This window comes from Pseudoalteromonas sp. S408 (genome assembly GCF_005886645.1).
Taxonomy (GTDB): Bacteria; Pseudomonadota; Gammaproteobacteria; order Enterobacterales; family Alteromonadaceae; genus Pseudoalteromonas.
The window spans coordinates 14,028-39,869 of sequence record NZ_PNDY01000006.1; the positions used below are offsets into that span (position 1 = coordinate 14,028).

20 protein-coding genes are annotated in these 25,842 nt (G+C 39.8%); 9 read left to right on the top strand and 11 right to left on the bottom strand.

Annotated elements, in window-relative coordinates:
- Positions 1 to 23: 23 nt before the first annotated feature.
- From CWB62_RS06360 to CWB62_RS06375, 4 genes are all read right to left on the bottom strand, one after another.
- The gene (locus CWB62_RS06360; protein WP_058405181.1) at positions 24 to 1,475 is read right to left on the bottom strand and encodes a TrkH family potassium uptake protein; all 1,452 of its coding nucleotides are present in this window, start codon (positions 1,473 to 1,475) and stop codon (positions 24 to 26) included.
- 96 nt (positions 1,476 to 1,571) lie between these two features.
- Positions 1,572 to 2,186 carry a YigZ family protein gene (locus CWB62_RS06365; protein ID WP_138530264.1) on the bottom strand — a complete coding sequence of 205 codons (615 nt, stop codon included), beginning with the start codon at positions 2,184 to 2,186 and terminating at the stop codon, positions 1,572 to 1,574.
- A gap of 57 nt (positions 2,187 to 2,243) precedes the next feature.
- The gene (gene pepQ, locus CWB62_RS06370; RefSeq protein ID WP_138530262.1) at positions 2,244 to 3,566 is read right to left on the bottom strand and encodes a Xaa-Pro dipeptidase; all 1,323 of its coding nucleotides are present in this window, start codon (positions 3,564 to 3,566) and stop codon (positions 2,244 to 2,246) included.
- Between the two features lie 116 nt (positions 3,567 to 3,682).
- Entirely contained in the window at positions 3,683 to 5,569 is a 1,887-nt protein-coding gene (locus CWB62_RS06375; protein WP_058405178.1) for a transglycosylase SLT domain-containing protein, read from the bottom strand.
- 192 nt (positions 5,570 to 5,761) lie between these two features.
- Here CWB62_RS06375 and fadB point away from each other — a divergent pair, with 192 nt between their 5' ends.
- The 3 genes from fadB to tusA all read left to right on the top strand — a co-directional run bounded on the left by fadB (position 5,762) and on the right by tusA (position 9,630).
- The gene (gene fadB, locus CWB62_RS06380) at positions 5,762 to 7,921 is read left to right on the top strand and encodes a fatty acid oxidation complex subunit alpha FadB (RefSeq protein WP_058405198.1); all 2,160 of its coding nucleotides are present in this window, start codon (positions 5,762 to 5,764) and stop codon (positions 7,919 to 7,921) included.
- Positions 7,922 to 7,925: 4 nt separating this feature from the next.
- Complete coding sequence (fadA, locus tag CWB62_RS06385) at positions 7,926 to 9,095, top strand: acetyl-CoA C-acyltransferase FadA (RefSeq protein ID WP_008130791.1); 1,170 nt, start codon at positions 7,926 to 7,928, stop codon at positions 9,093 to 9,095.
- A gap of 295 nt (positions 9,096 to 9,390) precedes the next feature.
- Positions 9,391 to 9,630 carry a sulfurtransferase TusA gene (gene tusA / locus CWB62_RS06390; protein ID WP_058405177.1) on the top strand — a complete coding sequence of 80 codons (240 nt, stop codon included), beginning with the start codon at positions 9,391 to 9,393 and terminating at the stop codon, positions 9,628 to 9,630.
- Between the two features lie 135 nt (positions 9,631 to 9,765).
- On the opposite strand, the gene CWB62_RS06395 is transcribed toward tusA, so the two are convergent.
- From CWB62_RS06395 to dnaA, 7 genes are all read right to left on the bottom strand, one after another.
- The gene (locus CWB62_RS06395; protein WP_138530260.1) at positions 9,766 to 10,215 is read right to left on the bottom strand and encodes an early set domain-containing protein; all 450 of its coding nucleotides are present in this window, start codon (positions 10,213 to 10,215) and stop codon (positions 9,766 to 9,768) included.
- 108 nt (positions 10,216 to 10,323) lie between these two features.
- Entirely contained in the window at positions 10,324 to 12,393 is a 2,070-nt protein-coding gene (gene glyS / locus CWB62_RS06400; protein WP_058405175.1) for a glycine--tRNA ligase subunit beta, read from the bottom strand.
- 2 nt (positions 12,394 to 12,395) lie between these two features.
- The gene (glyQ, locus tag CWB62_RS06405; RefSeq protein ID WP_004588055.1) at positions 12,396 to 13,298 is read right to left on the bottom strand and encodes a glycine--tRNA ligase subunit alpha; all 903 of its coding nucleotides are present in this window, start codon (positions 13,296 to 13,298) and stop codon (positions 12,396 to 12,398) included.
- Between the two features lie 141 nt (positions 13,299 to 13,439).
- Entirely contained in the window at positions 13,440 to 15,866 is a 2,427-nt protein-coding gene (gene gyrB, locus CWB62_RS06410; protein WP_058405174.1) for a DNA topoisomerase (ATP-hydrolyzing) subunit B, read from the bottom strand.
- 12 nt (positions 15,867 to 15,878) lie between these two features.
- Entirely contained in the window at positions 15,879 to 16,973 is a 1,095-nt protein-coding gene (gene recF, locus CWB62_RS06415; protein ID WP_138530258.1) for a DNA replication/repair protein RecF, read from the bottom strand.
- Between the two features lie 15 nt (positions 16,974 to 16,988).
- Positions 16,989 to 18,092: a DNA polymerase III subunit beta gene (gene dnaN, locus CWB62_RS06420; protein ID WP_006793980.1), complete on the bottom strand. Its 1,104-nt coding sequence runs from the start codon at positions 18,090 to 18,092 to the stop codon at positions 16,989 to 16,991.
- Positions 18,093 to 18,105: 13 nt separating this feature from the next.
- Complete coding sequence (dnaA, locus tag CWB62_RS06425; RefSeq protein WP_058405172.1) at positions 18,106 to 19,494, bottom strand: chromosomal replication initiator protein DnaA; 1,389 nt, start codon at positions 19,492 to 19,494, stop codon at positions 18,106 to 18,108.
- A 518-nt stretch (positions 19,495 to 20,012) separates the two neighbouring features.
- On the opposite strand from dnaA, the gene rpmH reads away from it, so the two are divergent.
- The 6 genes from rpmH to mioC all read left to right on the top strand — a co-directional run bounded on the left by rpmH (position 20,013) and on the right by mioC (position 25,513).
- The gene (rpmH, locus tag CWB62_RS06430; protein ID WP_004335215.1) at positions 20,013 to 20,147 is read left to right on the top strand and encodes a 50S ribosomal protein L34; all 135 of its coding nucleotides are present in this window, start codon (positions 20,013 to 20,015) and stop codon (positions 20,145 to 20,147) included.
- 7 nt (positions 20,148 to 20,154) lie between these two features.
- A complete protein-coding gene (rnpA, locus tag CWB62_RS06435; RefSeq protein ID WP_058405171.1) occupies positions 20,155 to 20,580 on the top strand; it encodes a ribonuclease P protein component in 426 nt (141 codons plus the stop codon).
- A 126-nt stretch (positions 20,581 to 20,706) separates the two neighbouring features.
- Entirely contained in the window at positions 20,707 to 20,982 is a 276-nt protein-coding gene (yidD, locus tag CWB62_RS06440) for a membrane protein insertion efficiency factor YidD (RefSeq protein ID WP_006793977.1), read from the top strand.
- Between the two features lie 8 nt (positions 20,983 to 20,990).
- On the top strand, positions 20,991 to 22,625 hold the full coding sequence (gene yidC, locus CWB62_RS06445; RefSeq protein WP_138530256.1) for a membrane protein insertase YidC: 1,635 nt from the start codon (positions 20,991 to 20,993) through the stop codon (positions 22,623 to 22,625).
- 134 nt (positions 22,626 to 22,759) lie between these two features.
- Positions 22,760 to 24,124 (top strand): tRNA uridine-5-carboxymethylaminomethyl(34) synthesis GTPase MnmE, encoded by a 1,365-nt coding sequence (gene mnmE / locus CWB62_RS06450; RefSeq protein ID WP_138530254.1) that lies wholly within the window; start codon positions 22,760 to 22,762, stop codon positions 24,122 to 24,124.
- 939 nt (positions 24,125 to 25,063) lie between these two features.
- Positions 25,064 to 25,513 (top strand): FMN-binding protein MioC, encoded by a 450-nt coding sequence (gene mioC, locus CWB62_RS06455; RefSeq protein WP_138530288.1) that lies wholly within the window; start codon positions 25,064 to 25,066, stop codon positions 25,511 to 25,513.
- The last annotated feature ends 329 nt before the right edge of the window (positions 25,514 to 25,842 follow it).

A 25,842-nucleotide genomic window follows, 5' to 3' on the forward strand; every position in this document is an offset into this window, starting at 1 on the left:
ACATAGTAGTAAAACGTTGTGTTTTATCCGCGCCAAAACGTAGGCGTAAATAACACAAGCAAAGTAAAAATTTCTAGTCGGCCAAATACCATTGCAATCGTCAGCAACCATTTAGCGCCATCGGTAATTGCACCATAATGCGAGGCAACATCACCTAAGCCTGGACCTAAGTTATTTAAACACGCCGCCGTAGCCGAAAACGCTGTAATATTATCCATTCCCGTTCCCATCAGCGCCAGCATAATAATAATAAACACCAGAGCATAAGCAGAGAAAAACCCCCACACTGCTTCTACAACCTTATCAGGCAATGCTTTACGGCCAAGCTTAATTGAATAAATAGCACGAGGATGTACCAAACGGTTGAGTTCACGCACGCCTTGCAGGTAGAGTAAAAACACGCGCACCACTTTCATACCGCCCCCGGTAGAGCCCGCACAGCCGCCTATAAAGCTCGAAAATATTAATAAAATAGGTAAAAACAATGGCCACGTCGAAAAGTTATCAGTAGCAAAACCGGCCGTTGTACTCATTGATACCGCTTGAAATAATGCTTGGTCGAGCGTTTCATCACCATTAGCGTAAATCTCATTTGAGGACAAAACCGCAAAACAAATAACCACCAGCGCTAATTGAATACATAAAAACACTTTAAACTCAGGGTCACGAATGTAGACCTGCACGTTCCGGCTTGCCACAGCAGCGTAGTGTAAAGAGAAGTTAATAGCTGCGATGATTAAAAAGAAGACACAGATAAAGTTAATAACCGGGCTATCAAAATGACCCATAGAAGCATCATAAGTCGAAAACCCGCCAATCGCGACGGTAGAAAACGCATGACAAATTGCATCAAACCAGTCCATACCTGCCGCCCAATACGCCAACATACAGGTAATGGTTAACGACACATAAATATACCAAAGGTGCTTTGCGGTATCGGCTATGCGAGGGGTCATTTTTGAATCTTTTACTGGGCCGGGGATTTCAGCACGGTACAACTGCATTCCACCAACACCTAGCATGGGCAGTATTGCAACAGCTAATACAATGATCCCCATACCGCCAAACCACTGTAATTGCTGGCGGTAAAACAGTACCGACTTAGGTAAATACTCAATTCCAGTCAAAACTGTAGCCCCCGTGGTTGTTAAACCCGAAAAGGCTTCAAACACAGCATCAGCAAGGGATAAATTAGGTTCTTGTAAAAAGATAAGAGGCAAGGATGCGAATGCCCCCAGTACCAACCAAAACAATACCACAATTAAAAAGCCTTCGCGTGCTTTTAAATCCCCGTTTTCATGTCGGTTTGGGTAATACGCTATTAAGCCAATAATAATACTGAAAATAAACGCTAAAACAAAAGGGACACCGCCACCATCTTTATAAATTAAAGACACCACAGCAGGTGGCACCATGGTAATGCTAAACAGCGCAACAAGTTGGCCAAGAATTTTTATGATGGTACGAAATTGCATTTAGCTAATCGCTTTTATTATTAGTAAATTCAGGCTCAACTGCATTAACCTGGTTAAATAGAATGAATATGCATTATATGCAACTTGTGTAGGTTATTACTCTTTAATAGTTAACTCAACTGCGCCGTGACTTAAATCAAAAATATCTTTAATTGCTTGCTGTGCTTGGCGGCTATCAATGGTGATCACCCAGTTAATGTTAGCAGTAAATTGCTTTTCAATGTTGAGCACTTGGTAGTGTGTTTTAAGTAGCTGCTCAATTGCACCCTGCATACTGTATTCGCTGCTGCCCAGTAGCTCAACGCTTGGCACTTTAAGTACGGTATTTAATTTTGCTAATGCATTATTTAACGATCCGCCATATGCTCGCACTAAACCGCCAGTTCCAAGTTTAATCCCTCCAAAATAACGAGTTACCACGGCTGTAACTTCACCTAGCCCAGATCCCACAAGCGCATTTAACATTGGTTTACCGGCCGTACCATTTGGCTCACCATCGTCTGAAAAACCATACACATGGCTGCCACCGGGGTTACCTGCCACATGGGCCCAACAATTATGCCGAGCATCGCTGTACTTATCTTCAATACTTTTAATAAACGCTTTAGCTGCGACTAAATCTGGGGTGTGTGCAATATGCACAATAAACGTGCTTTTTTTTATTTCTTCTTGATGAAACACACCCTCGGCTGGGTATTTATATTCTGACATATTTTACTTAACCAAAAAAATGGGGCCATCAGGCCCCTTCTATCGCAAACTGCTCACTTAATCTAAGTGTAAGTCACGCGTCATATTTTCTAAACTATCTTCGTGCACAATAATGTTATCTTCAATACGAATACCACCATAAGGTTTAAATTCTTCAACCTTATTCCAATTAATGTATTGCTTGTTATCCGTTTGTGCTAAATCACCTAACAACGAATCAATAAAATATAAACCTGGTTCGATAGTAAATACCTGGTTTTTCTCTATCATACGGGTACAACGTAAAAATGGGTGCCCGTCTGGTGATGCTTGATGAGTACCTTTGTCGTCACTCATAAAACCGCCTACATCATGCACTTGTAAACCAAGGTGATGCCCTAAACCATGTGGGAAGAAAGTAGACGTGATTTTACGCTCAACTATATCTGCAGCCGGTAAGTTAACTATATTAAAGTCGCTAAGAATTTGCGCTATGCGGTTATGGCACTCAACGTGTAAATCACCGTATAACATGCCAGGTTTTAAACCTTTACCTAACTCAACCTGTATTGCGGTCATTGCTGTAACTAACTCAGCAAATTCACCCTGCTTTTTAAAGTCATAAGTGCGCGTTATATCTGCAGCATAACCGTTAAAGTTTGCGCCAGCATCAATTAAAAATGAGTTATGTGTTTGCGGTGCATTTGACTCAAAATGGGTGTAATGCAAAATAGCGCAGTTTTCGTTAAGCGCCACTATATTGCCATACGGCATTTCGTTTTCGCTTTGGCGTGTTGCCATTAGGTAAGCGTGCTGAATATCAAACTCACTGCCACCATTAAAAAAAGTGTCGCGCGCAGCTTTGTGGCCGTCAACGGCTATGCGGTTAGCATTACGTAAACATTCGAGTTCATATTGTGTTTTGTAAGCACGGTTAAAGTGTAAATAGTTAAGCACGGGCTCTGGGTTCATTATGCTAAAGCCAAGTGCTTGAGCTACTTCTATGTATTCGCCCATATACGCATATTTTGCTTTATCATAAGGGAGCAGCTTTTCAACCTGATCGGGTTGTAACAATAGTTCTATATCAAAATACTCAGCCCAAAAATCACGTGGCTCGTCGGGTACTTTATGCCAAAAATCAACAGGACGATAAAAAATAAGCTTAGGTTTATCGCTACCATTAACAACAATCCAGCAATGCGGGTTATCAATAACAGGTAACCAGGCTTTAAAGTGAGGATTAACTTTAAACGGGTAATACATGTCGTCTAAAAATTGGCGCTTTGCTTGGCCTGAGTGAATAACTAATCCTTCTAACCCTTCGCTTTCGCAAATTGTACGAGTACGCTGCTGCAGTGTTGCAATATGTTCTGCGTATAAAACGGCTAATTTATCCATTGTTAATCCATCTGTTAAATTTAACGTGTGCTGAGTCTACCACTTATAGCTATTACGCTCAAAAAAGGGGGATGGCTCACAGTAAGCACTATCCCCCTAATTTAAACTTATGTTTACTACCCGCCTATTTTCATTTCCAGTATAGGAGCTAATATATTACCCTCTCGGCCCATGCGAGTATGGTATACCTGCCTATACGCAAATACATTTTTTACGTAGTCGCGTGTTTCACGGTATGGAATAAGCTCTATCCATAACTCTGCAGGCATTGCATCATCAGGCACCCAGCGTTTTATACGATGGTAGCCTGCATTATAAGATGCCGTAGCCAATATTTCGTTACCGTGATTTTTCTTTTTCAAGTAACGTAAATAACTGGTACCTAGCCTAATATTTGTTTTAGGTTGATATAACCGACTATTAGACACGCTACCTTTATTTACATATTTAGCAGTACTTGGCAGCAATTGCATTAAACCTCGAGCATTAGCACTTGATCGCGCGTCAGGTGCAAATGAACTTTCTCGCCTTGCTATAGCTATACTCCACGCCACATCTATTTTATTGCGCTTACTGTAGCGTTCAAATATGTCTTGAAAAGCAAACGGAAAACGCTGCTCAACGTTATCCCACGCTTTTATTTTAGCCAGTGTGAATATAGTGCTGTCGTGCCACCCCAAATCGGTAGATAAAACGGTGGCTGCAAGTTTTTCTTCTTCATTTGAAGTATTTGTTAAGTAATTCCACTCACGTCTCGCGGAAGTAACACGCTCTAGTTCGTATAATGCTTTTGAACGTTTAAAACCGGGAGCATTACTTACTTTATTGATTAGTTGCTCACTAACCACTTTAGGTTGATTATTTAAATCAACCGATAGCCCTAAACGTGCAGCAGCTAAAAAGCCGTAGTAATCTCGGTTAGTTGCAATACTTTGCCACATTTCTTTAGCTTTTTGCTCATCGCCGCGTTCTGCGTAACTATATGCAAGCCAATACTGTTGACCCAAGCTAAGGTTTTCTTTACCAGTAAAAAACGCAGCAATGCCTGCCCAATCTTGGGTTTTTAGCATATTACCAAGCTGCCATTGCATTAACTTTTTATCTTGTCGCTCTTTTGGCACTTTGTTTAACCAAAAGCTGGCTTGTTTATGCCCGCTAGAAGCGAGTGATAAAGCAAAGGTGTAGTATAAATCTGCCTTTTCTTCATCGCTGTAGTTAAACATACGCTCTATTTTTTCCCATGCGCGAAGCGCAAGTTCTTTATCTCGCCATATCAATCGCTTAACACCATAAAGTGCAATTTCACCTTCTTTAAGCGATTTATTTTTATAGCGGTATAACCCCGCCGCAGCACTTGGGTCGCGTCGTACTTTTAAATATAAGTCAGCAAGGTAACGCTCATTTTTTGGTAAAAGTGTTTTTAAATAAGGAAGTAAACTTTGTGTACCGCCTTGCGCGGCAAGCGTAATTCGCTGCCATACGGTATCGGCATTCATATAGCCTTTTTTACGCCAATACGAAAATAACGAATCACACTCTTTAGGTTGTGACTTACCCACCGTCCATAAATCGGTCACCTGATTTAAAATGGCCTTTTCTGGGGCACCTAAGTCCAGCTGATACCCTAAATAAGTGCAAGTGTATTCAACATTACTCGTGTCGCGGTAATTACGAATATACGCCGCTTTTCTATTATTTTTTTCAAGATACTCCAGCCACACTTTACGAACAGGCCATTCAAGTGGCGTATGCTGATATATATTTAGATAGCTTTCTATCTCGGCCTGATATTTTATGCTCGGGTTTCGTTGCCAGTATGTTTTTTCTACATACGGTTTTAGCGGGTGATTTAGGTTATTAACTACATTTTTGAACTCACGGTAACTTGCGTTGCGTACTTTTTTCTCAGCATCTAAAAATGCGTCGTTATCGATGCTAGCCTCGGCAGAATAAAGAGGAAAAATAAAAGCAGCTGCCGCAAAACTAAATAATTGTTTTTTCATAATGTCCTTTAATAAAAAATTAAAGTAGTGAATAAAAGCTTTTTCACCACCTTAGCACCAAACCAGCTATATTTTAACCAGTCGTTTGTAACCGAGTTAAATTTTTCGTTGCATTTTCTATTCAAAGCAAGCACACTGATTGAAATGCAAACTCATCGTACCAGTCTTAGTTCGTCAACTAGGGAGAATAAAATGTTATATAAAAGCGATTCCTTTGAAGTTAGCTTCCTAAAGGAAAACATCGCCGAGTTTAAGTTTTGTGTTGCAGGTTCTGTAAACACATTATCTCAAAAAACTCTTTCAGATTGTGCAGCAGCATTAAAAGAATTAGCTGCTAATTCTGATATCAAAGGCATGGTTTTTACCAGTGATAAAGACCACTTTATTATCGGCGCCGACATCTTCGAATTTTTACCTACATTTACTAAACCTGAAGAAGACTTAGTAGTGTGGATCAAAAACGCAACTGACGTTTTTGATGCAATTGAAGATCTTCCATTCCCAACTCTAAGCGTTGTAAACGGCTTAGCACTTGGCGGCGGATGTGAGTGGGCACTTGCTACCGATTATCGTGTTGCAAGCGAAAGCGCTAAAATGGGCCTACCAGAAGTTAAACTTGGCATAATGCCTGGTTTTGGTGGCACAGTGCGCTTACCACGTATCATTGGCGCAGATAACGCAATGATGTGGATCACTTCAGGCGCTGAAAACCGCGCAGCTGACGCCCTTAAAGTAGGTGCGTTTGACGCAGTAGTTAGTGCTGACAAACTTTTAGAGTCAAGTTTAGCAACACTTGAATTAGCGATTGCAGGCAAGTTAGATTGGCAAGCAAAACGCAACGCAAAACTACAGCCACTTAAATTAAACCGTGTTGAGCAAGGCATGAGCTTTGCTATGGCAGAAGGTATGGTAATGGGTAAAACCAAAGGCCACTATCCTGCTCCGGTTATGGCAGTACGTACTATTAAAGCAGCGGCAAACTGTACTCGCGATGAAGCAATGGCAATCGAAAATGCTAACTTTGCAAAACTTGCGCGTACTAACGAAGCTGCAGCACAAACGGGCATTTTCTTAAATGACCAATTCATCAAAGGTAAAGCACGTAAACTTGCTAAGCACAGCGATGTAGAAATTAAACAAGCTGCAGTATTGGGCGCGGGTATTATGGGCGGCGGTATTGCATATCAGTCAGCTTATAAAGGCACACCTATCATAATGAAAGACATCCAACAGGATGCGCTTGATTTAGGTATGGGTGAAGCGTCTAAATTACTAGGTGCAAAAGTTAAGCGTGGCCACATGCCAATGGAAAAAATGTTGGCAACACTCAGTAAAATTAAACCTACACTTAACGACTCAGACCTTCAAGACGCCAACATTATTGTTGAAGCCGTTGTAGAAAACCCTAAAGTTAAGCAAGCAGTATTAGCAGACCTTGAAAAGAACATGCCAGAAGGCACTGTACTTACATCAAACACGTCAACTATTTGTATTGATTTACTTGCTGAAGCACTTGATAAGCCAGAAAACTTCTGTGGTATGCACTTCTTTAACCCAGTGCCAAAAATGCCATTAGTAGAAATTATTCGTGGTGCAAAAACGTCAGACAAAACCATTAACGCAGTTGTTGATTATGCCCTTAAACTTGGCAAGTCTCCTATCGTTGTTAACGATTGCCCAGGCTTTTTTGTAAACCGTGTTTTATTCCCTTACTTTGCAGGCTTTAGCAAGCTAGTTGTTGAAGGCGCTAACTTTGCAAAAGTAGATAAAGTAATGGAAAACGTATTTGGTTGGCCTATGGGTCCGGCTTACCTACTAGATGTTGTAGGTATTGATACGGCTTATCATTGTACTGGCGTAATGGCTGACGGTTTCCCTGAGCGCATGGCGCGTGCAGAAAAAGACCCAGTGACTGTTTTCGCAAATGAAAAACGTTTTGGTCAAAAGAACAAAGCAGGCTTCTACAAGTACGAAACAGACCGTCGTGGTCGTCTTAAAAAATCAAGCGATGCAACAGCAGTTGAGCTACTAGCGCCAATTACTGATGCACCGAAAGAATTTGATAAACAAGAAATCATTGACCGTTGTATGATTCCAATGATCAACGAAGTTCTTCTTTGTTTACAAGAAGGCATTGTTGCTTCTCCACAAGAAGCTGATATGGCCCTTGTGTACGGTGTTGGTTTCCCTCCATTTAGAGGCGGTGCGTTCCGTTACTTAGATCAAACTGGTTTAGCTAACTTTGTTGCAGCAGCAGACAAATACGCTCACCTAGGTGCGATTTACCAAGTATCAGAGCAAACTCGCAAATGGGCTGAAGAAGGCCGTGTTTTCTATAAGGTGGAAGGTTAATATCATGAATAATCCAGTAATTGTAGATTGTATCCGCACACCAATGGGTCGCTCAAAAGGCGGCGTATTTAAAAACAAGCGTGCGGAAGACTTAAGCGCTCACTTAATGAAGGGCTTACTAGAACGCAACCCAGCGGTTGATCCTGCATCAATCGACGACATTTATTGGGGTTGTGTACAGCAAACATTAGAGCAAGGCTTTAACGTTGCACGTAACGCATCGCTACTTGCGGGTATTCCACACTCAGTACCAGCAACGACCGTTAACCGTTTATGTGGCTCGTCAATGCAAGCATTGCACGACGCTGCGCGCGCTATTATGACTGGCGCTGGCGATACTTACCTAATTGGTGGTGTTGAGCACATGGGTCACGTTCCTATGACCCACGGTAACGACTTTCACCCAGGCCTAGCAACGTCAATTGCGCAAGCTTCAGGCTCTATGGGTTTAACAGCAGAATACCTTGCAACTATTCACGGCATTAGCCGTCAGCAGCAAGATGAATTTGCATACCGTTCGCATCAACGTGCACATGCTGCAACAGTTGAAGGACGTTTCCGCCGCGAAATTTTAGCAATGGAAGGTCATGCAGCAGATGGCTCTTTAATTTTAGTTGAAGACGATGAAGTAATTCGTCCTGAAACAACGGTTGAAGGTTTATCTCAGCTTCGCCCAGTATTTAACCCAGCATCGGGTTCTGTTACAGCGGGTACATCTTCTGCACTTTCTGATGGCGCATCAGCGATGTTAGTAATGAGCGAAGAAAAAGCTAAAGAGTTAGGCTTACCAATTCGTGCGCGCATTAAAGCAATGGCAGTTGCCGGTTGCGATCCATCAATCATGGGTTACGGCCCAGTACCAGCAAGTAAAAAAGCACTTGCACAAGCGGGTATCACAATTGATGACATTGATGTAGCTGAGCTTAACGAAGCCTTCGCAGCGCAATCACTGCCAGTACTTAAAGACTTAGGTTTAGCTGATGTGGTTGACGAAAAAGTTAACTTGAATGGCGGCGCTATCGCTCTGGGCCACCCTCTAGGTTGTTCTGGTTCGCGTATCAGCACCTCGCTAATTCACTTAATGGAAGATAAAAATGCTAAATATGGTTTAGCGACTATGTGTATTGGTTTAGGCCAAGGCATCGCAACTGTATTTGAGCGTGTTCAAGACTAATACTCTTAACATGTAAACCATCTTGGTGAGTAAAAAGGCGCACTGACGAAAGTTAGTTCGCCTTTTTTATTTGCCAAATTTAAGGTACTTTACTAAAGCGATTTAGATTAGTGATGTTGTTGTGATCGGGTTTATAATTTAATGTTTATGTATATAAACTTAAATGAAAACTGATCCAGATCTAAGTAATTTAGTTAAAGTATACTTAAAATTACGCTAAACTTTGGCGCAACAAAAAAGTCTGACTACTCATTAAAATCACATATTTGAATCACTATTAACAGGCATACGTACTATGAATTTTGATAACCCCGATCACCAATTAGATGCAATAGGTCTTCGCTGTCCAGAACCTGTAATGATGGTACGTGCTGCTATTCGAAAAATGAACGAGGGTGAAACACTGTTAATAACCGCCGATGACCCATCAACCACCCGTGATATTCCAAGCTTTTGTGTATTTATGGATCACACGCTGGTGGCTAAAGACGCGAATGAAGCACCGTATAGGTATGTGGTGAAAAAAGGGTTGTAAAGCTCTCAGTTCTCAGTTCTCAGTTCTCAGTTCTCAGTTCTCAGTTCTCAGTTTCAAAATAGAAACCGTGCTCGTTAAATCAAGTACGGTTTTTTACTTCTCTTTACGCTAAAAACTGCAACTATAAACATTCTGCTATTTCTTCGTTATAGTCACTTTTGGTTCGTCGTAGTCACTAAAATCAATGCTTACTATATACGTGCCTTTTATTGCAGGTGTATAACTAAAGTAATTATAAATAGTATTGCAGTCTGCGCTTGCAGCTTGGCCTAGCGTTAAACTTTGACCTTGTGGATATGAGTCGCTATAACCACAGTTAAAGCCTTCACTAAAATCGGCATCGGCTATTTTAAATTCATACACTTTACCTGGTGTGCTAAATTTTACCTGTGCTTGATAAAGTGCTGGGCCCACTAAATTAAGCTGATATTGAGGCTCTGCATCCCATAAGGTAAAATCGCCTCGCAGGTACATGGTGCGGTCGAGTTCTTTTTGCGGCAATACATCGTTAATTGATATTTGGCTTGAACATGCGCTGAGTAACCCAACAATAGCGAGTGGTATTATATTTTTTATTGTAATCATCAATTTTCATCCTATTCATTATACCTATTAAAAAAATGCCTATTTTGCTAATAGGTATTAAAACTAAAAAGCCAGCGTTATGCTGGCTTTTTAAATTGCTAATGGCTGTTATTTTTGTAAAACAGATATATCTGCAATATCCAAAAATAAACCACTTAACTGACTTAATAGCGCAAGGCGATTTTGCTTAACAGCTTCATCGTCGGCCATAACCATTACGTTGTCAAAAAAGTTATCAACACTTTCACGAATGCCAGCCAATTGGCTAAGCGCCTCTTGGTAGTTTCCATCAGCATAAAGTGGTGCCAGCTCAGTCGCAAATTTTGCCACTTGTGATGCCAATACTTTTTCAGCATCGTCGCTTAATAAGCTCTCATCAACGTTACCTTGGCTTGTGATATCGTTTTTAGCAAGAATGTTGCCTACACGCTTATTAGCTGCTGCAAGCGCTTCTGCGGCGTCTAAAGTGCGGAAGTGGCTTACCGCTTTAACACGGCGGTCAAAATCAACAGGTTTAGTTGGACGACGCGCAAGCACAGCTTGAATTACATCAACTTCAATGCCTTCATCTTGATACCATGCGCGGAAGCGCCCTAGCATAAAATCAAATACATCTGTTGATACATTTAGATTAGTTAGCTTATCGCCAAACAATGTTTGTGCTTTTGCTACTAGGTCTAAAATATCAAGCGGTAACTCTTTTTCGACCATGATACGCAATGCACCAATAGCAGCACGACGAAGTGCAAATGGGTCTTTATCACCTTTTGGTGCTTGGCCTATACCAAAAATACCCACCAGCGTATCAAACTTATCAGCAATGGCTACTGCACAACTAATTAGGTTTGTAGGTAAGTTATCACCTGCAAAGCGTGGCATGTATTGCTCGTTTTGAGCAACAGCTACGTCTTCTGCTTCACCGTCAAAGCGAGCGTAATGCATTCCCATTACACCTTGTACATCGGTAAATTCCATTACCATTTCGGTCATTAAGTCTGTTTTACTTAATAGGCCTGCACGTTTTGCAAGGTCTTTATCTGCGCCTAATTGCTCTGCAATGTAGCCGGCAAGTTCGCTAATACGTACAGACTTATCTTTAAGCGTACCTAACTGCTTTTGGAATAAAACGGTATCTAGCGACTCAAAACGGCTTTCTAATGTTTTCTTTTTGTCGGTTTCAAAAAAGAACTGCGCATCAGCTAAACGTGGGCGCACTACTTTTTCGTTACCTGAAATTACCACGCTTGGATCTTTACTTTCGATGTTAGATACAAACAAAAACTTATTTAAAAGTTTGCCGTTTTGATCTAATAACGGGAAGTATTTTTGATCGTCCTTCATGGTGTAAATTAGCGCTTCGGCTGGTACATCTAAAAATGCTTCTTCAAATGTTGCCGTTAATGTTACTGGCCACTCTACCAGTGATGTTACTTCTTCTAATAAGTCTTCATCCATTGCAACAACAGCGTTAACTGCGTTTGCAGCGTCTTCTATTTGTGCACGAATTTGCGCTTTACGTTGTTCGTAATCAGCAATAACGTAAGCAGATTTAAGTACATCAAAAATCTCATCAGCATGGCTGATGCTAATTTTTTCTGGGTGATGAAAACGGTGACCTTGCAGTTGGTTACTTACTTGCTTTCCCAGTATTTCACCTTCGAGTAACTCGCTACCAAATAAAATAGTGACGGTATGAACTGGGCGAATAAACTGTGTTTTATTTGCACCCCAGCGCATTGGCTTTGGTATTGGTAATTTACTTAACGCTTTTGCGATAGCATCTGCCATTAGCGTTTTAGTTTCTTGCCCTGCAACTTTAGCAATATGTAGTAACCAAGCGCCTTTATCGGTTTCGAGTGTTTGTGCTTCACTTACGTCAATACCGCAACCGCGTGCCCAACCCATTGCTGCTTTTGTAGGGTTACCTTCGCTGTCAAACGCTGCTTTTGTTGCAGGGCCGCGTTTTTCAACTTCTTTGTCTTGTTGTTTAGCTTCAAGCGCTTTTACTTGTAAACCCAAACGACGAGGTGATGCATACCAGCTGACGCCTTGGTGCGCTAACTCTAGTGTTTCTAACTCTTGAGTTAAGTTTGCAGCAAATGCTTCGGCAAGTTTACGCAACGACTTTGGTGGCAATTCTTCAGTGCCAATTTCTACTAATAAATTTTGTGCTGACATGCTTACTTATCCTTACACAGCGGGAAACCAAGCGCTTCACGTGCATCGTAATAACTTTGTGCACATGCTTTTGATAACGCGCGGACACGTAAAATATAACGCTGACGTTCTGTTACCGATATAGCATGACGCGCGTCTAATAGGTTAAATGCATGCGATGCTTTCATAACTTGCTCGTAGGCAGGAAGTGGTAAATTTGCTTCAATTAACTTTTGGCTCTCAGCTTCACACTTATCAAACTGCGCAAATAAGTCATCTACGTTTGCGTGTTCAAAGTTGTAAGTAGATTGCTCTACTTCATTTTGGTGGAACACATCGCCGTAAGTTACACGCCCTAGTGGACCATCTGCCCATACTAGGTCGTAAATACTATCTACGCCTTGAATGTACATAGCTAAACGTTCAAGGCCATAAGTAATCTCGCCAGTTACTGGTGAGCACTCTAAGCCGCCTACTTGTTGGAAGTAGGTAAACTGCGTTACCTCCATACCATTTAACCAAATTTCCCAACCTAGGCCCCACGCACCTAATGTAGGTGATTCCCAGTTATCTTCTACAAAGCGTACTTCGTGAGTTAGGGTATCAATCCCCATTGCTTCTAGTGAGCCTAAGTAAAGCTCTTGGATGTTATCTGGCGATGGCTTTAACACTACCTGAAATTGGTAGTAATGTTGTAAGCGGTTTGGGTTTTCGCCATAGCGGCCATCCGTAGGACGGCGACACGGTTGTACGTATGCGCTAGACATTGGCTCAGGGCCAATTGATTTCAAAAATGTTTGCGGGTGAAATGTCCCAGCGCCCACTTCCATATCAAGTGGTTGAATAATGACACAGCCTTGCTGTGCCCAATAATCCTGTAAAGCCAGGATCAAACCTTGGAAGGTTTTTACGTCGTATTTTTGCATATTTGGCTTTTTACTATCTAAGAAGTAGCGTGAAAATTATCCTTAGTATACCGTGTGTACACTCAGGTTTTAAGCAGTTTGTGTATTTGTAGAAAATAAAAAAGGAGCCCTTAGGCTCCTTTTTATTATCTAAATATGTTTTTACACGTCTAAGTTAACTACGCGAAGCGCGTTAGTTTCAATAAAGTCACGACGTGGCTCTACCTGATCACCCATAAGTGTTGCAAATAACTGATCCGCGCCAACAGCGTCTTCGATAGTTACTTGTAACATACGGCGTGCACCTGGATCCATGGTTGTTTCCCACAGTTGATCTGGGTTCATCTCACCCAATCCTTTGTAGCGTTGAATATAGATCCCACGCTTAGATTCAGTGATCAACCATTCCAAAGCATCCACAAAGTTATCAACAGGTTTTGTTTTCTCACCACGTTGAATATAGGCACCTTCTGTAATGATGTTTGCAATGTTAACACCAGTCACAGCAATACGTTGGTAATCACGCGATGTAATGAAGTCGTAGCTTAGTACATGAGACTTATCTACACCGTGTTGACGAATATTCACAACTGGGTAGTACAAGTTACGCTCTGCATCATACTCAGTTGCAGCGTTGAAAATAGTTGCATCTTCGTCACGGTCTACTAGGTCATCAACAAGCTCTTTTGTCCACGTAATTACTTTAGCTTCGTCTTCAAGGTCTTCTTTTGTTAATTCGCTTTGGTAGATCAAACGTTCCATTACTGTGTTAGGGTATTTACGTTTTAAACGCTCGATTACTTTAACTGTGTTTTGATAATCGTGAACTATTTCCTCTAACGCTTCACCTTCAAGTGCTGATGCATCGGCACTTGTGTATAGCGCTGCGTTATTTAGTGCAAGCGATGTTAAGTAGTCAACAAGTGCAGGATCGTCTTTTATGTAGCGTTCTTGCTTACCTTTTTTCACTTTATAAAGTGGTGGTTGAGCAATATAAATATAACCGCGCTCTACAATTTCTGGCATTTGACGATAAAAGAACGTAAGCAACAAGGTACGAATGTGAGAACCATCCACGTCCGCATCGGTCATTATAATGATACGGTGGTAACGTAGTTTTTCAGGGTTATATTCATCACGGCCAATACCACAGCCTAACGCAGTGATTAGCGTTGCCACTTCTTGTGAAGACAGCATTTTATCAAAACGTGCTTTTTCAACGTTTAGAATTTTACCTTTAAGCGGAAGAATCGCTTGATTCTTACGGTTACGACCCTGCTTGGCTGATCCGCCAGCAGAGTCCCCTTCCACTATGTAAAGTTCTGATTGCGCAGGATCTTTTTCCTGACAATCGGCTAATTTACCCGGCAAACCGGCAAGGTCCATAGCGCCTTTACGACGTGTCATTTCACGTGCTTTACGTGCTGCTTCACGTGCACGTGAAGCATCAATAATTTTCCCAACAACAATTTTTGCATCTACTGGATTTTCTAATAAAAACTCAGTGAATTTTTCAGCCATTGCTTGTTCTACCGCAGACTTAACTTCGCTAGATACTAGCTTGTCTTTTGTTTGCGATGAAAACTTAGGATCTGGAACTTTAACACTAATTACAGCAGTCAAACCTTCACGCGCATCGTCACCGGTTGCGTTACTCGTTGTTTTTGCTTTCTTGTTAAAGCCTTCTTTTTCCATAAAGTTATTAAGTGTACGTGTTAGCGCAGATCTAAAACCAGCTAAGTGAGTACCACCATCACGTTGTGGAATGTTATTTGTGAAACAGTAAATGTTTTCTTGGTATGCGTCATTCCATTGCATTGATACTTCAACGCTAATTCCGTCTTCAACACGCTCATGTGTAAAGTGGAATACACCTTTATGAATAGGTGTTTTATTGCGGTTAATGTATTCAACAAATGCCTGAATACCACCTTCGTATTTGAAGTGATCGCTTTTATTTTCTTCACGCTCATCATTTAAAATGATGCTAACACCGGAATTCAGGAACGACAGTTCACGTAGGCGTTTTGCTAAAATATCGTAATGAAAATCTAAATTAGTGAATGTTTCTGCACTAGGCCAAAAGCGTAGTTCTGTCCCCGTAGTTTCAGAGTCACCAATAACAGCGAGTGGTGCATCTGGCACACCCATAGTGTAAAACTGCTCATGAAGTTTGCCTTCGCGACGCACGGTTAGTTTTAATTTTTCTGAAAGTGCGTTTACAACCGAAACACCTACACCATGCAAGCCACCTGATACTTTATAAGAGTTATCATCAAACTTACCACCAGCGTGAAGTACCGTCATGATTACTTCGGCAGCCGAAACGCCTTCTTCTTCATGGATAGACACTGGGATACCACGGCCGTTATCTCTAACCGAAACAGAGCCATCTAAGTGAATCGTTACAAAAATATCATCACAATGACCGGCTAAGGCTTCGTCTATTGAGTTATCAACGACCTCAAACACCATGTGGTGTAAGCCTGTGCCATCATCGGTGTCCCCTATATACATTCCAGGACGCTTTCTTACTGCGTCTAATCCTTTAAGTACTTTAATACTCGACGAGTCATAATTCTCAGACATGGTTAATCCCACTTATCTTGTTATTAGGTTGCCATGTTTCACGTGGAACATTTGTAGTTCTCGTTGCATGGGTTCCACCACAGCAGAAATACTCTCAGATAAAATTGAAGAGATAAATATTTGAGAACGACAGTGAGACAATAATTGCCCAACTTTCTCTTTTGTATCTTCGCCTAACTCTGAGGGTAAATCATCTATTAGCAATATAGATTGCTTATCGGTCTCTGACTCAATTAAGCTATTTTGCGTTACTTTTAACGCATACAATAATAACTTTAACTGCCCGCGTGAGAACGTATTCTCTATACTGTTGCCAGCGACACTAAAACTAAAGTCAGCCTTATGAGGGCCTTTACTTGTAAATCCTTGGCGAGAATCTCGCTCAAAGTTTTGTTCTAATGCATCGTTAAGAGATTCATTCTCTTTCCAGCCTGCATTAAACGTCATTTCTAAATCGCGTATAAGCGTTAATTCTGCACACATTTTACCAAAAAACTGCTGCTTAAACCTACTTATATACGCCATTCTCAATTTATTTATTTCTTCAGCCAGTCTAACAAATTCTTTGTCCCAAAACTTAATTTGGTCAAAATAATTCTTAGGCTTAGACTTTAACAGTGCATTGCGTTGTTTTAATACTTTATTAAACGATTGCCAAAGGTAAAAAAACTCGTGTTCCACGTGGAACAATCCTAAATCTAAAAACTTTCTGCGCTCTTTTGGACCACCAAAAAACAAAGAGTAGCTTTCAGGTGTAATTATTTGAACAGGCATAAGTTGTGCGAGTTCAGATATTTTTCGGCTCGCTTTACCTTGAATCTTTAAATTTGTTTCACCTAACCGCGTTTTACTAATACCAATAGGAATTGATAAATCATGAACCGTTTTTCGGCCATGAATTACAAACTGGTCCTGTTGGTGTGCAATTATGCTTTTATGTTTTGGTGTTCGAAAAGACTTGCCGTGAGAAAGGTAATAAATAGCTTCTAAAAGACTGGTTTTCCCGCTGCCATTTTCACCATATATAATATTAACGCCATTAACAGGTTCTAGCGTCAGCGCCTCAATATTACGAAAATATTTGAGGCTCAAATGACTTAAGCTCATTATATGTTTATGATCTTATAAACGCATAGGCATAACAACATACATAGCTTCATCATCACCAGCGCCTTCTATTAAGGCACTGCTGTTTGAATCTGCTAACGTAAACTGTACATCTTCGGTTTTTAATGTGTTTAATACATCTAAAACATACGAAACATTAAAACCAATTTCTAATTCATCACCTTGGTAATTTACTTCAACAACCTCTTCTGCTTGCTCTTGCTCTGGATTGTTAGCAGTAATTTTTAATAAACCATTTGATAAATTTAAGCGTACACCACGAAACTTTTCGTTCGACAAGATAGATACACGCTGAAACGCATTTCGCAACCATTCACGGTTCGCAATAATTGTTTTATCACCGCCACGTGGAAGTACACGTCGGTAATCAGGAAAACGCCCATCAACAAGTTTACTTGTAAATGTAAACTCAATATCAATAATACGAATGTGGTTAGCACCAAATTGAATAGTTACTAGCTCATCGTCGGCAACCATAAGGCGCATAATTTCTTGTACACCTTTGCGCGGTATAATTAATTGGCGCTGGGTATTTAATGATTGAGTAAGTTTTTTCTGTGCAATAGCCAAACGGTGCCCGTCGGTAGCCACCGTTTTAATATCACTGTTATCAACTTCAAACGACATACCATTTAAATAATAACGTACATCTTGGTTTGCCATTGAAAAGTGTGTGCTTTCAAGTAATTTACGAAGCTCTAAACGTGTTAGTTGAAATTCAACCTCACCGTCCCATTCTTCTAAATTGGGAAAATCAGCAGCGGATAATGTCGTTAATGAAAAACGACTTTTACCACTGGTTAATAACAGCTGGTGATCTTGTAAGCTTAAAGTAATGTCTGAACCTTCAGGTAAGCTTTTACAAATATCGAGTAATTTTTTAGCGGGTAAAGTCAATTTTGTATCGGCAATATCATCACCTACAAAAACACCAGACACTAATTCAATTTCAAGGTCGGTCCCTGTCATCGAAAGCTGTCCGTTTTCTACTACTAACAAAACGTTAGATAAAATTGGTAACGTATGCTTTCGCTCAATTGCGCCAGATACTTGTACCAATGGCTTTAAAAATTGTTGTCTTGATATTGTTATTTGCATAATAAAGTCAGCCCTAAGATGACAATGTTCTTATTAAATTTTGATAATCTTCTTTGATTTCGTGGCTTTCATCACGTAGTGATTTTATTTTACGACACGCATGTAAAACAGTTGTATGGTCTCGACCGCCAAAAGCATCCCCAATCTCAGGTAAGCTGTGATTAGTAAGTTCCTTAGACAACGCCATAGCAACCTGACGAGGTCTTGCTATAGAGCGGCTTCGGCGTTTAGAAAGTAAATCTGACACACGAATTCGATAATACTCAGCCACTGTACGCTGTATATTATCAATTGTGACAAGCTTATCTTGCAGTGCCAATAAATCACGCAGTGCTTCTTTTACAAAGTCGATAGAGATAGGACGCCCTGTAAAGTTTGCATTTGCAATTACGCGATTAAGTGCCCCTTCAAGCTCACGAACATTTGAACGTAATTTTTTTGCAATGAAGAAAGCCACTTCGTGTGGTAAATTAATTTTACTTTGCTGCGCTTTCTTCATCAAAATCGCTACGCGCGTTTCAAGTTCTGGCGGCTCTATAGCGATTGTTAAACCCCAACCAAAACGAGACTTAAGTCTGTCTTCAACCCCTTCAATTTCCTTAGGGTAACGATCGGAAGTTAAAATAATTTGTTGGTTGCCTTCAAGTAACGCATTAAAGGTATGAAAAAATTCTTCTTGAGAACGCTCTTTGTTTGCAAAGAATTGAATGTCATCAATCATTAATGCATCAACACTGCGGTAATAACGTTTAAATTCTTCTATTGCGTTATTTTGTAGCGCTTTAACCATGTCTTGTACAAAACGTTCAGAATGCATATAAACAATTTTTGCATCAGGCTTATTAGCCATAATGCCATTGCCTACTGCATGGAGTAAGTGCGTTTTACCTAAACCTGTTCCACCGTATATAAATACAGGGTTAAATGCAGAGCCAGGATTATCGGCCACTTGAGTTGCAGCCGCTTTTGCTAGCTGGTTAGATTTACCCTCAACAAAACTATCAAAGGTATAGTTTTCTTTAATATTAGATTTATAACCCGATTTAGGTGCTGGCTCAACAACCGGTTTTTGCTCTCGCGGTTGTTGCTTTGCTGATGCTTGCGTATTAGGTGCAGATTGCGTTTCTATAACAGGTGCAACTTGTGTGTTTAACAGCGGCTTACTACCTACATCAAAACGTAGTTCAGGTGCTTCATCACCACAAATCTCTACAAGTAATTCGTTAATTCGATTAAGGTATTTTTCTCTTACCCAATCAAGCACAAAGCGATTAGGTGCATAAATAGTCAGAGTATCTTCGGTACTTTCTGCTTGAAGTGGTCTTACCCACATACTGAACTGCTGCGAAGGCAATTCATCTTGCAATACATATAAACAACTTTGCCAAACCGACAGATACACAGTTAAACTCCCAGAGATATAATTTTTATTCCCGCACATCAAAAATGGTTAAATACCATGCATTTATTGCGTTTAAATAGCCAAATAAGCGGCCCAAGACCAAGTATTATGAAGGCAGTTTATCCACAAGTAAAAGGCTGATTTTTATAAAATGATGTATAACGTTACAAAAAACCAATAACATACTGATTTAGTTGTATTTTTAATTATTAACTTGATAATAGATCATAACAAAATAACACCAAGATCGCGAACCAATTCTACGATCCAATTTACTTTTCCCCGGCTTTTATTCACTTTTTATACAAGGGCTGTGGAAAACTTCTTATTTATGATGATCCTACTAGATCACGCTTTATGATCCCCAGCTGCTTGCTTAATAAACACAGTGCTTAACGCGTAATTATGATTGACTTTAAGTCGTTTCATCTATAATATCTCGCGCTCGCAATGGCACCTGTGCCAGGATCGCGACCTGCATAGGATGTTTTAACTTTAACCGATCGGATGAGATTGTTATGAAAAGAACTTTTCAACCTAGCGTTTTAAAACGCAAACGTGCACACGGCTTCCGTGCTCGCATGGCAACTGTAAATGGCCGTAAAGTATTAGCACGTCGCCGCGCTAAAGGCCGCAAAGTTCTTTCTGCTTAATTTATAAGTGGAAGACTTTAGCTTTGGCAGGGAGTTACGTCTGTTAACTCCCTCGCATTACTCTCGTATATTTAACGAACCCGCTCGGGCTGCAACTCCTTACTTCACTCTATTAGCTAAACCCAATGACCAAGGGAAACCTAGGTTAGGACTTACTGTTGCTAAAAAACGTGTAAAAAAGGCATGCCAACGAAACCGTATTAAACGTCTTGCTCGCGAAAGTTTTCGTTTAAATCAACACAACATTGATAACATTGATATTGTGCTTATGGTTAAAAATGGTATTGACGAACAGTCTAATGAAGAATTAACCAAGCAACTGACTAAGTTATGGCGAAAAATTAATGAACGCTGTAAACCAGGTGCGCCTAAGCCTCCACCCTTTAAGAAACGCCCAAACAAATCAGCTAAATCTAATAAACAAACCCAATAGCAATAGAATTACAGGGTTAATTAATGTATCTTTAGCTCACCTTTTAATCATGCATTTAAAATTTCCAATAGAGCCTTTAAATACATGATATCTATCTCACTAAATTTAACTAGGGGCATAAACATCATGAGGTTACTTAAACCACTTGTTGCTTTACCGACATTATGTTTAGTGTTATTGATCCGCGGTTATCAAAAGTGGATTAGCCCGCTATTAGGTCCGCATTGTCGTTTTAATCCAAGCTGCTCACATTACGCAATTCAAGCAATAAAATTGCATGGATTGATAAAAGGAAGTTGGTTAGCATTAAAACGCATATTAAAATGCCATCCTTTACATTCAGGTGGTGATGACCCAGTACCTGAAAAAATAACCCATATTAACCACCAACACGAGAAATAAGAGCTGTTATGGAATCGCAACGCACGTTTTTATTCATTGGCCTAATGCTAGTGTCGTTTTTATTGTTCCAAGAATGGAATAATGATTATAACCAGCCAAAAGTCGATCCAAGTGCCACAACACAAACACAAAAAGCAAATTCAACTGAATCAGATGATTTTATACCCTCATCATCAGAATCTGGCTTACCGGCTTCAACAACATTAGCTAAACGTTCTGTTATAGAAATTAAAACAGACGTGTTTAAAGTTAAAATCGACACCAAAGGTGGTGATATTGTTGAATCAGACTTACTTCAGTATGAAGAAGTGAAAGGCGAAAAAACACCTTTCATGCTGCTGGGTGAATTTGATGGTAATCAATACTTTTCACAAAGTGGTTTAATTGGTTTAAATGGTCCTGACGCATCTGCAAACGGTCGCCCTACTTACCACAGCGAACAAACATCTTATACCTTAACCGGTGATGAGTTACGTGTACCGCTGCAGTTTACTGACAGCAACGGTGTTAGCTTTACTAAAACGTATGTATTTAAAAAAGGGCAATATGACGTTGGCTTAGAATACACAGTAAACAATACAACCAGTGCGCCTATTCAAGTACAGCTTTACACGCAAGTTAAGCGCACAGTACAAGAAAAAGGCAGCTTAGTTGATCAAAACTATTTAGGTGCAGCTTACGGTACTGACGAAGAACCGTACGAAAAGTACAGCTTTTCTGACATGGCTGACAAAAACCTAAATGAAAGCACACAAGGTGGCTACATTGCATTTATTCAACATTACTTTGTAAGTGCGTGGGTACCAAAACAAGACCAAACCAACACCCTGTATAGCTTAATTACGAGCAGCAATGCCGCAATCATTGGTACAAAAGCACAACCAGTTAATGTACAAGCCGGTACTGAGCAAACTATTACTTCTATTTACTACATGGGCCCTAAAGAGTCTGATGTATTAGAAGCGCTTCACCCTGACTTAGACCTAACTGTAGACTACGGCTGGTTATGGTTTATTTCACAGCCACTATTTGTATTACTAAAATGGCTTTACAGTATCCTTGGAAACTGGGGTTTAGCAATTATTGCTATCACTATTATTGTTAAATCATTGATGTACCCGCTAACTAAAGCGCAATACACGTCAATGGCTAAAATGCGTGCCCTTCAACCAAAAATGGCTGCATTAAAAGAAAAATATGGTGATGACCGTCAAAAATTCGGCCAGGCCACAATGGAAATGTACAAAAAAGAGAAAGTAAACCCAATGGGTGGCTGTTTCCCTATTTTGTTACAAATGCCAATATTCTTAGCGTTGTTTTATGTATTTTTAGAGTCAACAGAACTTCGCCATGCTGAGTTTATGCTTTGGTTAACTGATTTATCAGCTCAAGACCCATACTACGTATTACCAATTTTATTTGGTGCAAGTATGTTTATAACTCAGAAGCTTCAACCAATGACGGTTACCGATCCAATGCAGCAAAAAATGATGACCTTTATGCCGGTTATCTTCTCTGTATTCTTCTTATGGTTCCCATCAGGCTTAGTACTTTATTGGTTAGTATCTAACCTTATTTCAATCGCGCAAATGCTTTATATTTATCGCGGTATGGAAAAGAAAGGAATAAAAGTAAGAGGCTAACTTAGCCCTACTTATCAAGAAGGCGACTTAGGTCGCCTTTTTTATTGCCCATTTTTTATCAGAGCATTCGCGAGTGGTAATTTCATAGGTTACAATAGCGCCATAACGTACACATTGTTGGTAAATTAAATAGCATGATCAATCAAGACACAATTGCAGCACAAGCAACCGCCCCCGGCCGTGGTGGTGTTGGTATTATTCGGGTTTCTGGCAGCCTTGCTAAAAGCGTTGCCGAGCAAGTTATTGGTAAAATACCAAAGGTGAGATACGCCGATTACGTACCATTTAAAAACTTAAACGGTGATCAGCTTGACCAAGGTATTGCTATTTATTTTGCCGGACCGAACTCATTTACTGGCGAAGATGTACTTGAGTTGCAAGGCCATGGCGGCCCAGTTGTGCTTGATATGCTACTTAAAGAAATTAGTAAAATAGAGGGTGTACGTTTAGCAAAGCCAGGAGAATTCTCTGAGCGCGCATTTATGAACGACAAACTTGATTTAACCCAAGCAGAAGCAATTAGTGACCTTATTAATGCCACCAGTGAACAAGCCGCTAAAAGCGCCTTACAATCGCTTCAAGGTGAGTTTTCCAAACATATAGAAACCCTGGTTGAAAAAGTAATCCACCTTCGTATGTACGTAGAAGCTGCAATCGACTTTCCAGATGAAGAAATAGACTTTTTGTCTGACGGTAAAGTAAGCGGTGATTTAGACGCAATTATAAATCAGCTAAACACCGTAACTAACCAAGCCAAACAAGGCAGTATAATGCGCGAAGGTATGCGTGTAGTTATTGCAGGTCGTCCTAATGCAGGTAAATCAAGCTTGCTTAATGCCCTAGCAGGTCGAGAAGCAGCAATCGTAACCGAAATAGCAGGTACCACCCGCGACGTGCTACGCGAACACATTCACATTGATGGCATGCCACTGCATATTATCGATACCGCAGGTCTTCGTGAAAGCCCAGACCGCGTAGAACAGATAGGTATTGAGCGCGCATGGGAAGAAATAAACCAAGCCGACCGCGTTTTATTTATGCTTGATGGCACCGATACCGTCGATACCGACCCACATAAAATTTGGCCAGAATTTATGGCAAAATTACCAAAAGGCATGGGGGTTACAGTGATCAGAAATAAAGCCGATTTGTCGGGTGATATTGTAGGCCTAGATGAATACCAACAATACCCAGTCATAAGCTTAAGTGCTAAAAATGCAGATGGTATTGAGCTTGTACGAGAGCATTTAAAAGCCTGTATTGGTTTTGACGGCGCAACAGAAGGTGGATTTATGGCTCGTCGCCGCCATTTAGATGCTCTAGAGCGCGCAGCTTATCATTTAGATACGGGTAAAACGCAGCTTGAAATGCATATTGCGGGTGAAATTTTGGCCGAAGAGCTACGCTTAACGCAGCAATTTTTAAACGAAATAACGGGTGAGTTTACTTCAGACGATCTACTAGGAAAAATATTTAGCTCGTTCTGTATTGGTAAATAAAAGACCTAACAACTAAATAATTAAAAATTAAGGGCGTAAAAACGCCCTTTTTTACTGCCTAAATTAAGCCTTCCTATATCAATGTATGAGTATTTTTTAGATAAGCTAAGTGCTATTTTAGGCTCTCAATTACTCTAAATTAGTATCTTTAAATGCTTATTAATGGCCTACTTTACAAGATATAACCGCCTAATTAGGGTGATATATCCCCCACATACGAATAAGTTAAGCCAATATAATTAACCTTAAAACAAACTAAAATCACTGTTTTTAGTATTTTGTTAGCTAAATTGCAGCCATATTTGGCTATATATCAAAAAATAAAGCGATCACAAGTGTGTATTGATCGCGCTATCCACCAGCTAAAACATATAAAAACATGTACCAATATTACAAAAATTTTAAATTTAGTCAGATCAGTTATCCACAATTCCTACTTTTTGAACAAAACCCTAAAAATTTTTAACTGAAAAACACGTTATTAACTCTATTTTTAGTAAAAAACAGCCATAATGAAATTTAATTTGGTATTTATTTAGTAAGATCATATTTAATTGATCACTTTTTAAAATTGTTTTAGATCTTAATAATCAGTTATAAACACCCTTTATATCCACATTATGATCAACTTCATTTTTATATTAAATATTCATCACTTTTGCACTTACAAATAATTAAAATCAATAACTTACAAAATTTCAGGCTAATAGGATATAGAGTTAAACAGAACTTCCCCCAATCTTATTAACAGCTTGATCAGAAGATTACATTTAAATATTTTATGTTACAGCCATATAAATCAATAACTTAAAATAATTTTAAACAATGATCTAAAAATCAACCTAAAAATAGTTATCCAAACTAACACTCTTCTCTTTACTGCTGTTTTTACTCGGCTATCATAGGCAGCAATTAAAACTAATGCGATCACAACTAATCATGAGTTCAGTAAATATTATTGTTGGCAGCCAAATGGGATCGGCCGAGTACGTTGCAGAGCAATTAAGCGATGAGCTTAATAACCAAGGTATTGAAACTCAACTACATGATCATCCTGAGTTTAATGAAATAGATCAACACAATACGGTATGGCTAATATGTACATCTACTTATGGTGCAGGTGATTATCCAGATAACCTTTTAAGTTTTGTAGAACAAGTAGCTCAAACAACTGATTTAAAACATTTAAAATTTTCGGTTATAGCACTAGGCGATACCAGCTACGACACATATAACTTAGCAGGGCGCAATATAGAAGCACTACTGCTCGAAAAAGGCGCTATAAAAGTAGCAGAACGCTTAGAGTTAAATATATTAGACGAATCACTCCCTGAAGACACAGCACTAGCTTGGTTAGATGCTTGGATGTCTCAAACAGGATTAAAATAAAGAGATCAAGTTAAATCCCATATAAAAGTTACCCACAATTTACTAATAATTTAATTAATAATGTGGATAAAGATTGAATAAACTGCATTTTAGAGCATGCTTATCCATGGGATAAGATCTAACTAATCACCCCCTGTGTATAAAGTGGCTTTTTGATCAGTGCTTATTTGTGGGATGATCCGATCATATTAACACCTTTAGATCTGATCTAATTTAATGTTTTTAAACAAGATCTAAAGCTTATCAACAGAAAACCCGATCAGTAGTAGTAATAGTATTAAAAGATCTCTTTAAAAGATCCTTTATATTATTAGAGATCACTTACTTAG

Coding starts and splice junctions, on each gene's coding strand:
- glyQ (WP_004588055.1), bottom strand. CDS start 13,298: ATGCAAAAATACGACGTAAAAACCTTCCAAGGTTTGATCCTGGCTTTA.
- CWB62_RS06360 (WP_058405181.1), bottom strand. CDS start 1,475: ATGCAATTTCGTACCATCATAAAAATTCTTGGCCAACTTGTTGCGCTG.
- dnaN (WP_006793980.1), bottom strand. CDS start 18,092: ATGCAAATAACAATATCAAGACAACAATTTTTAAAGCCATTGGTACAA.
- gyrB (WP_058405174.1), bottom strand. CDS start 15,866: ATGTCTGAGAATTATGACTCGTCGAGTATTAAAGTACTTAAAGGATTA.
- CWB62_RS06395 (WP_138530260.1), bottom strand. CDS start 10,215: ATGATTACAATAAAAAATATAATACCACTCGCTATTGTTGGGTTACTC.
- fadB (WP_058405198.1), top strand. CDS start 5,762: ATGTTATATAAAAGCGATTCCTTTGAAGTTAGCTTCCTAAAGGAAAAC.
- yidD (WP_006793977.1), top strand. CDS start 20,707: ATGAGGTTACTTAAACCACTTGTTGCTTTACCGACATTATGTTTAGTG.
- mioC (WP_138530288.1), top strand. CDS start 25,064: ATGAGTTCAGTAAATATTATTGTTGGCAGCCAAATGGGATCGGCCGAG.
- pepQ (WP_138530262.1), bottom strand. CDS start 3,566: ATGGATAAATTAGCCGTTTTATACGCAGAACATATTGCAACACTGCAG.
- fadA (WP_008130791.1), top strand. CDS start 7,926: ATGAATAATCCAGTAATTGTAGATTGTATCCGCACACCAATGGGTCGC.
- rpmH (WP_004335215.1), top strand. CDS start 20,013: ATGAAAAGAACTTTTCAACCTAGCGTTTTAAAACGCAAACGTGCACAC.
- mnmE (WP_138530254.1), top strand. CDS start 22,760: ATGATCAATCAAGACACAATTGCAGCACAAGCAACCGCCCCCGGCCGT.
- tusA (WP_058405177.1), top strand. CDS start 9,391: ATGAATTTTGATAACCCCGATCACCAATTAGATGCAATAGGTCTTCGC.
- yidC (WP_138530256.1), top strand. CDS start 20,991: ATGGAATCGCAACGCACGTTTTTATTCATTGGCCTAATGCTAGTGTCG.
- CWB62_RS06365 (WP_138530264.1), bottom strand. CDS start 2,186: ATGTCAGAATATAAATACCCAGCCGAGGGTGTGTTTCATCAAGAAGAA.
- CWB62_RS06375 (WP_058405178.1), bottom strand. CDS start 5,569: ATGAAAAAACAATTATTTAGTTTTGCGGCAGCTGCTTTTATTTTTCCT.
- recF (WP_138530258.1), bottom strand. CDS start 16,973: ATGAGCTTAAGTCATTTGAGCCTCAAATATTTTCGTAATATTGAGGCG.
- glyS (WP_058405175.1), bottom strand. CDS start 12,393: ATGTCAGCACAAAATTTATTAGTAGAAATTGGCACTGAAGAATTGCCA.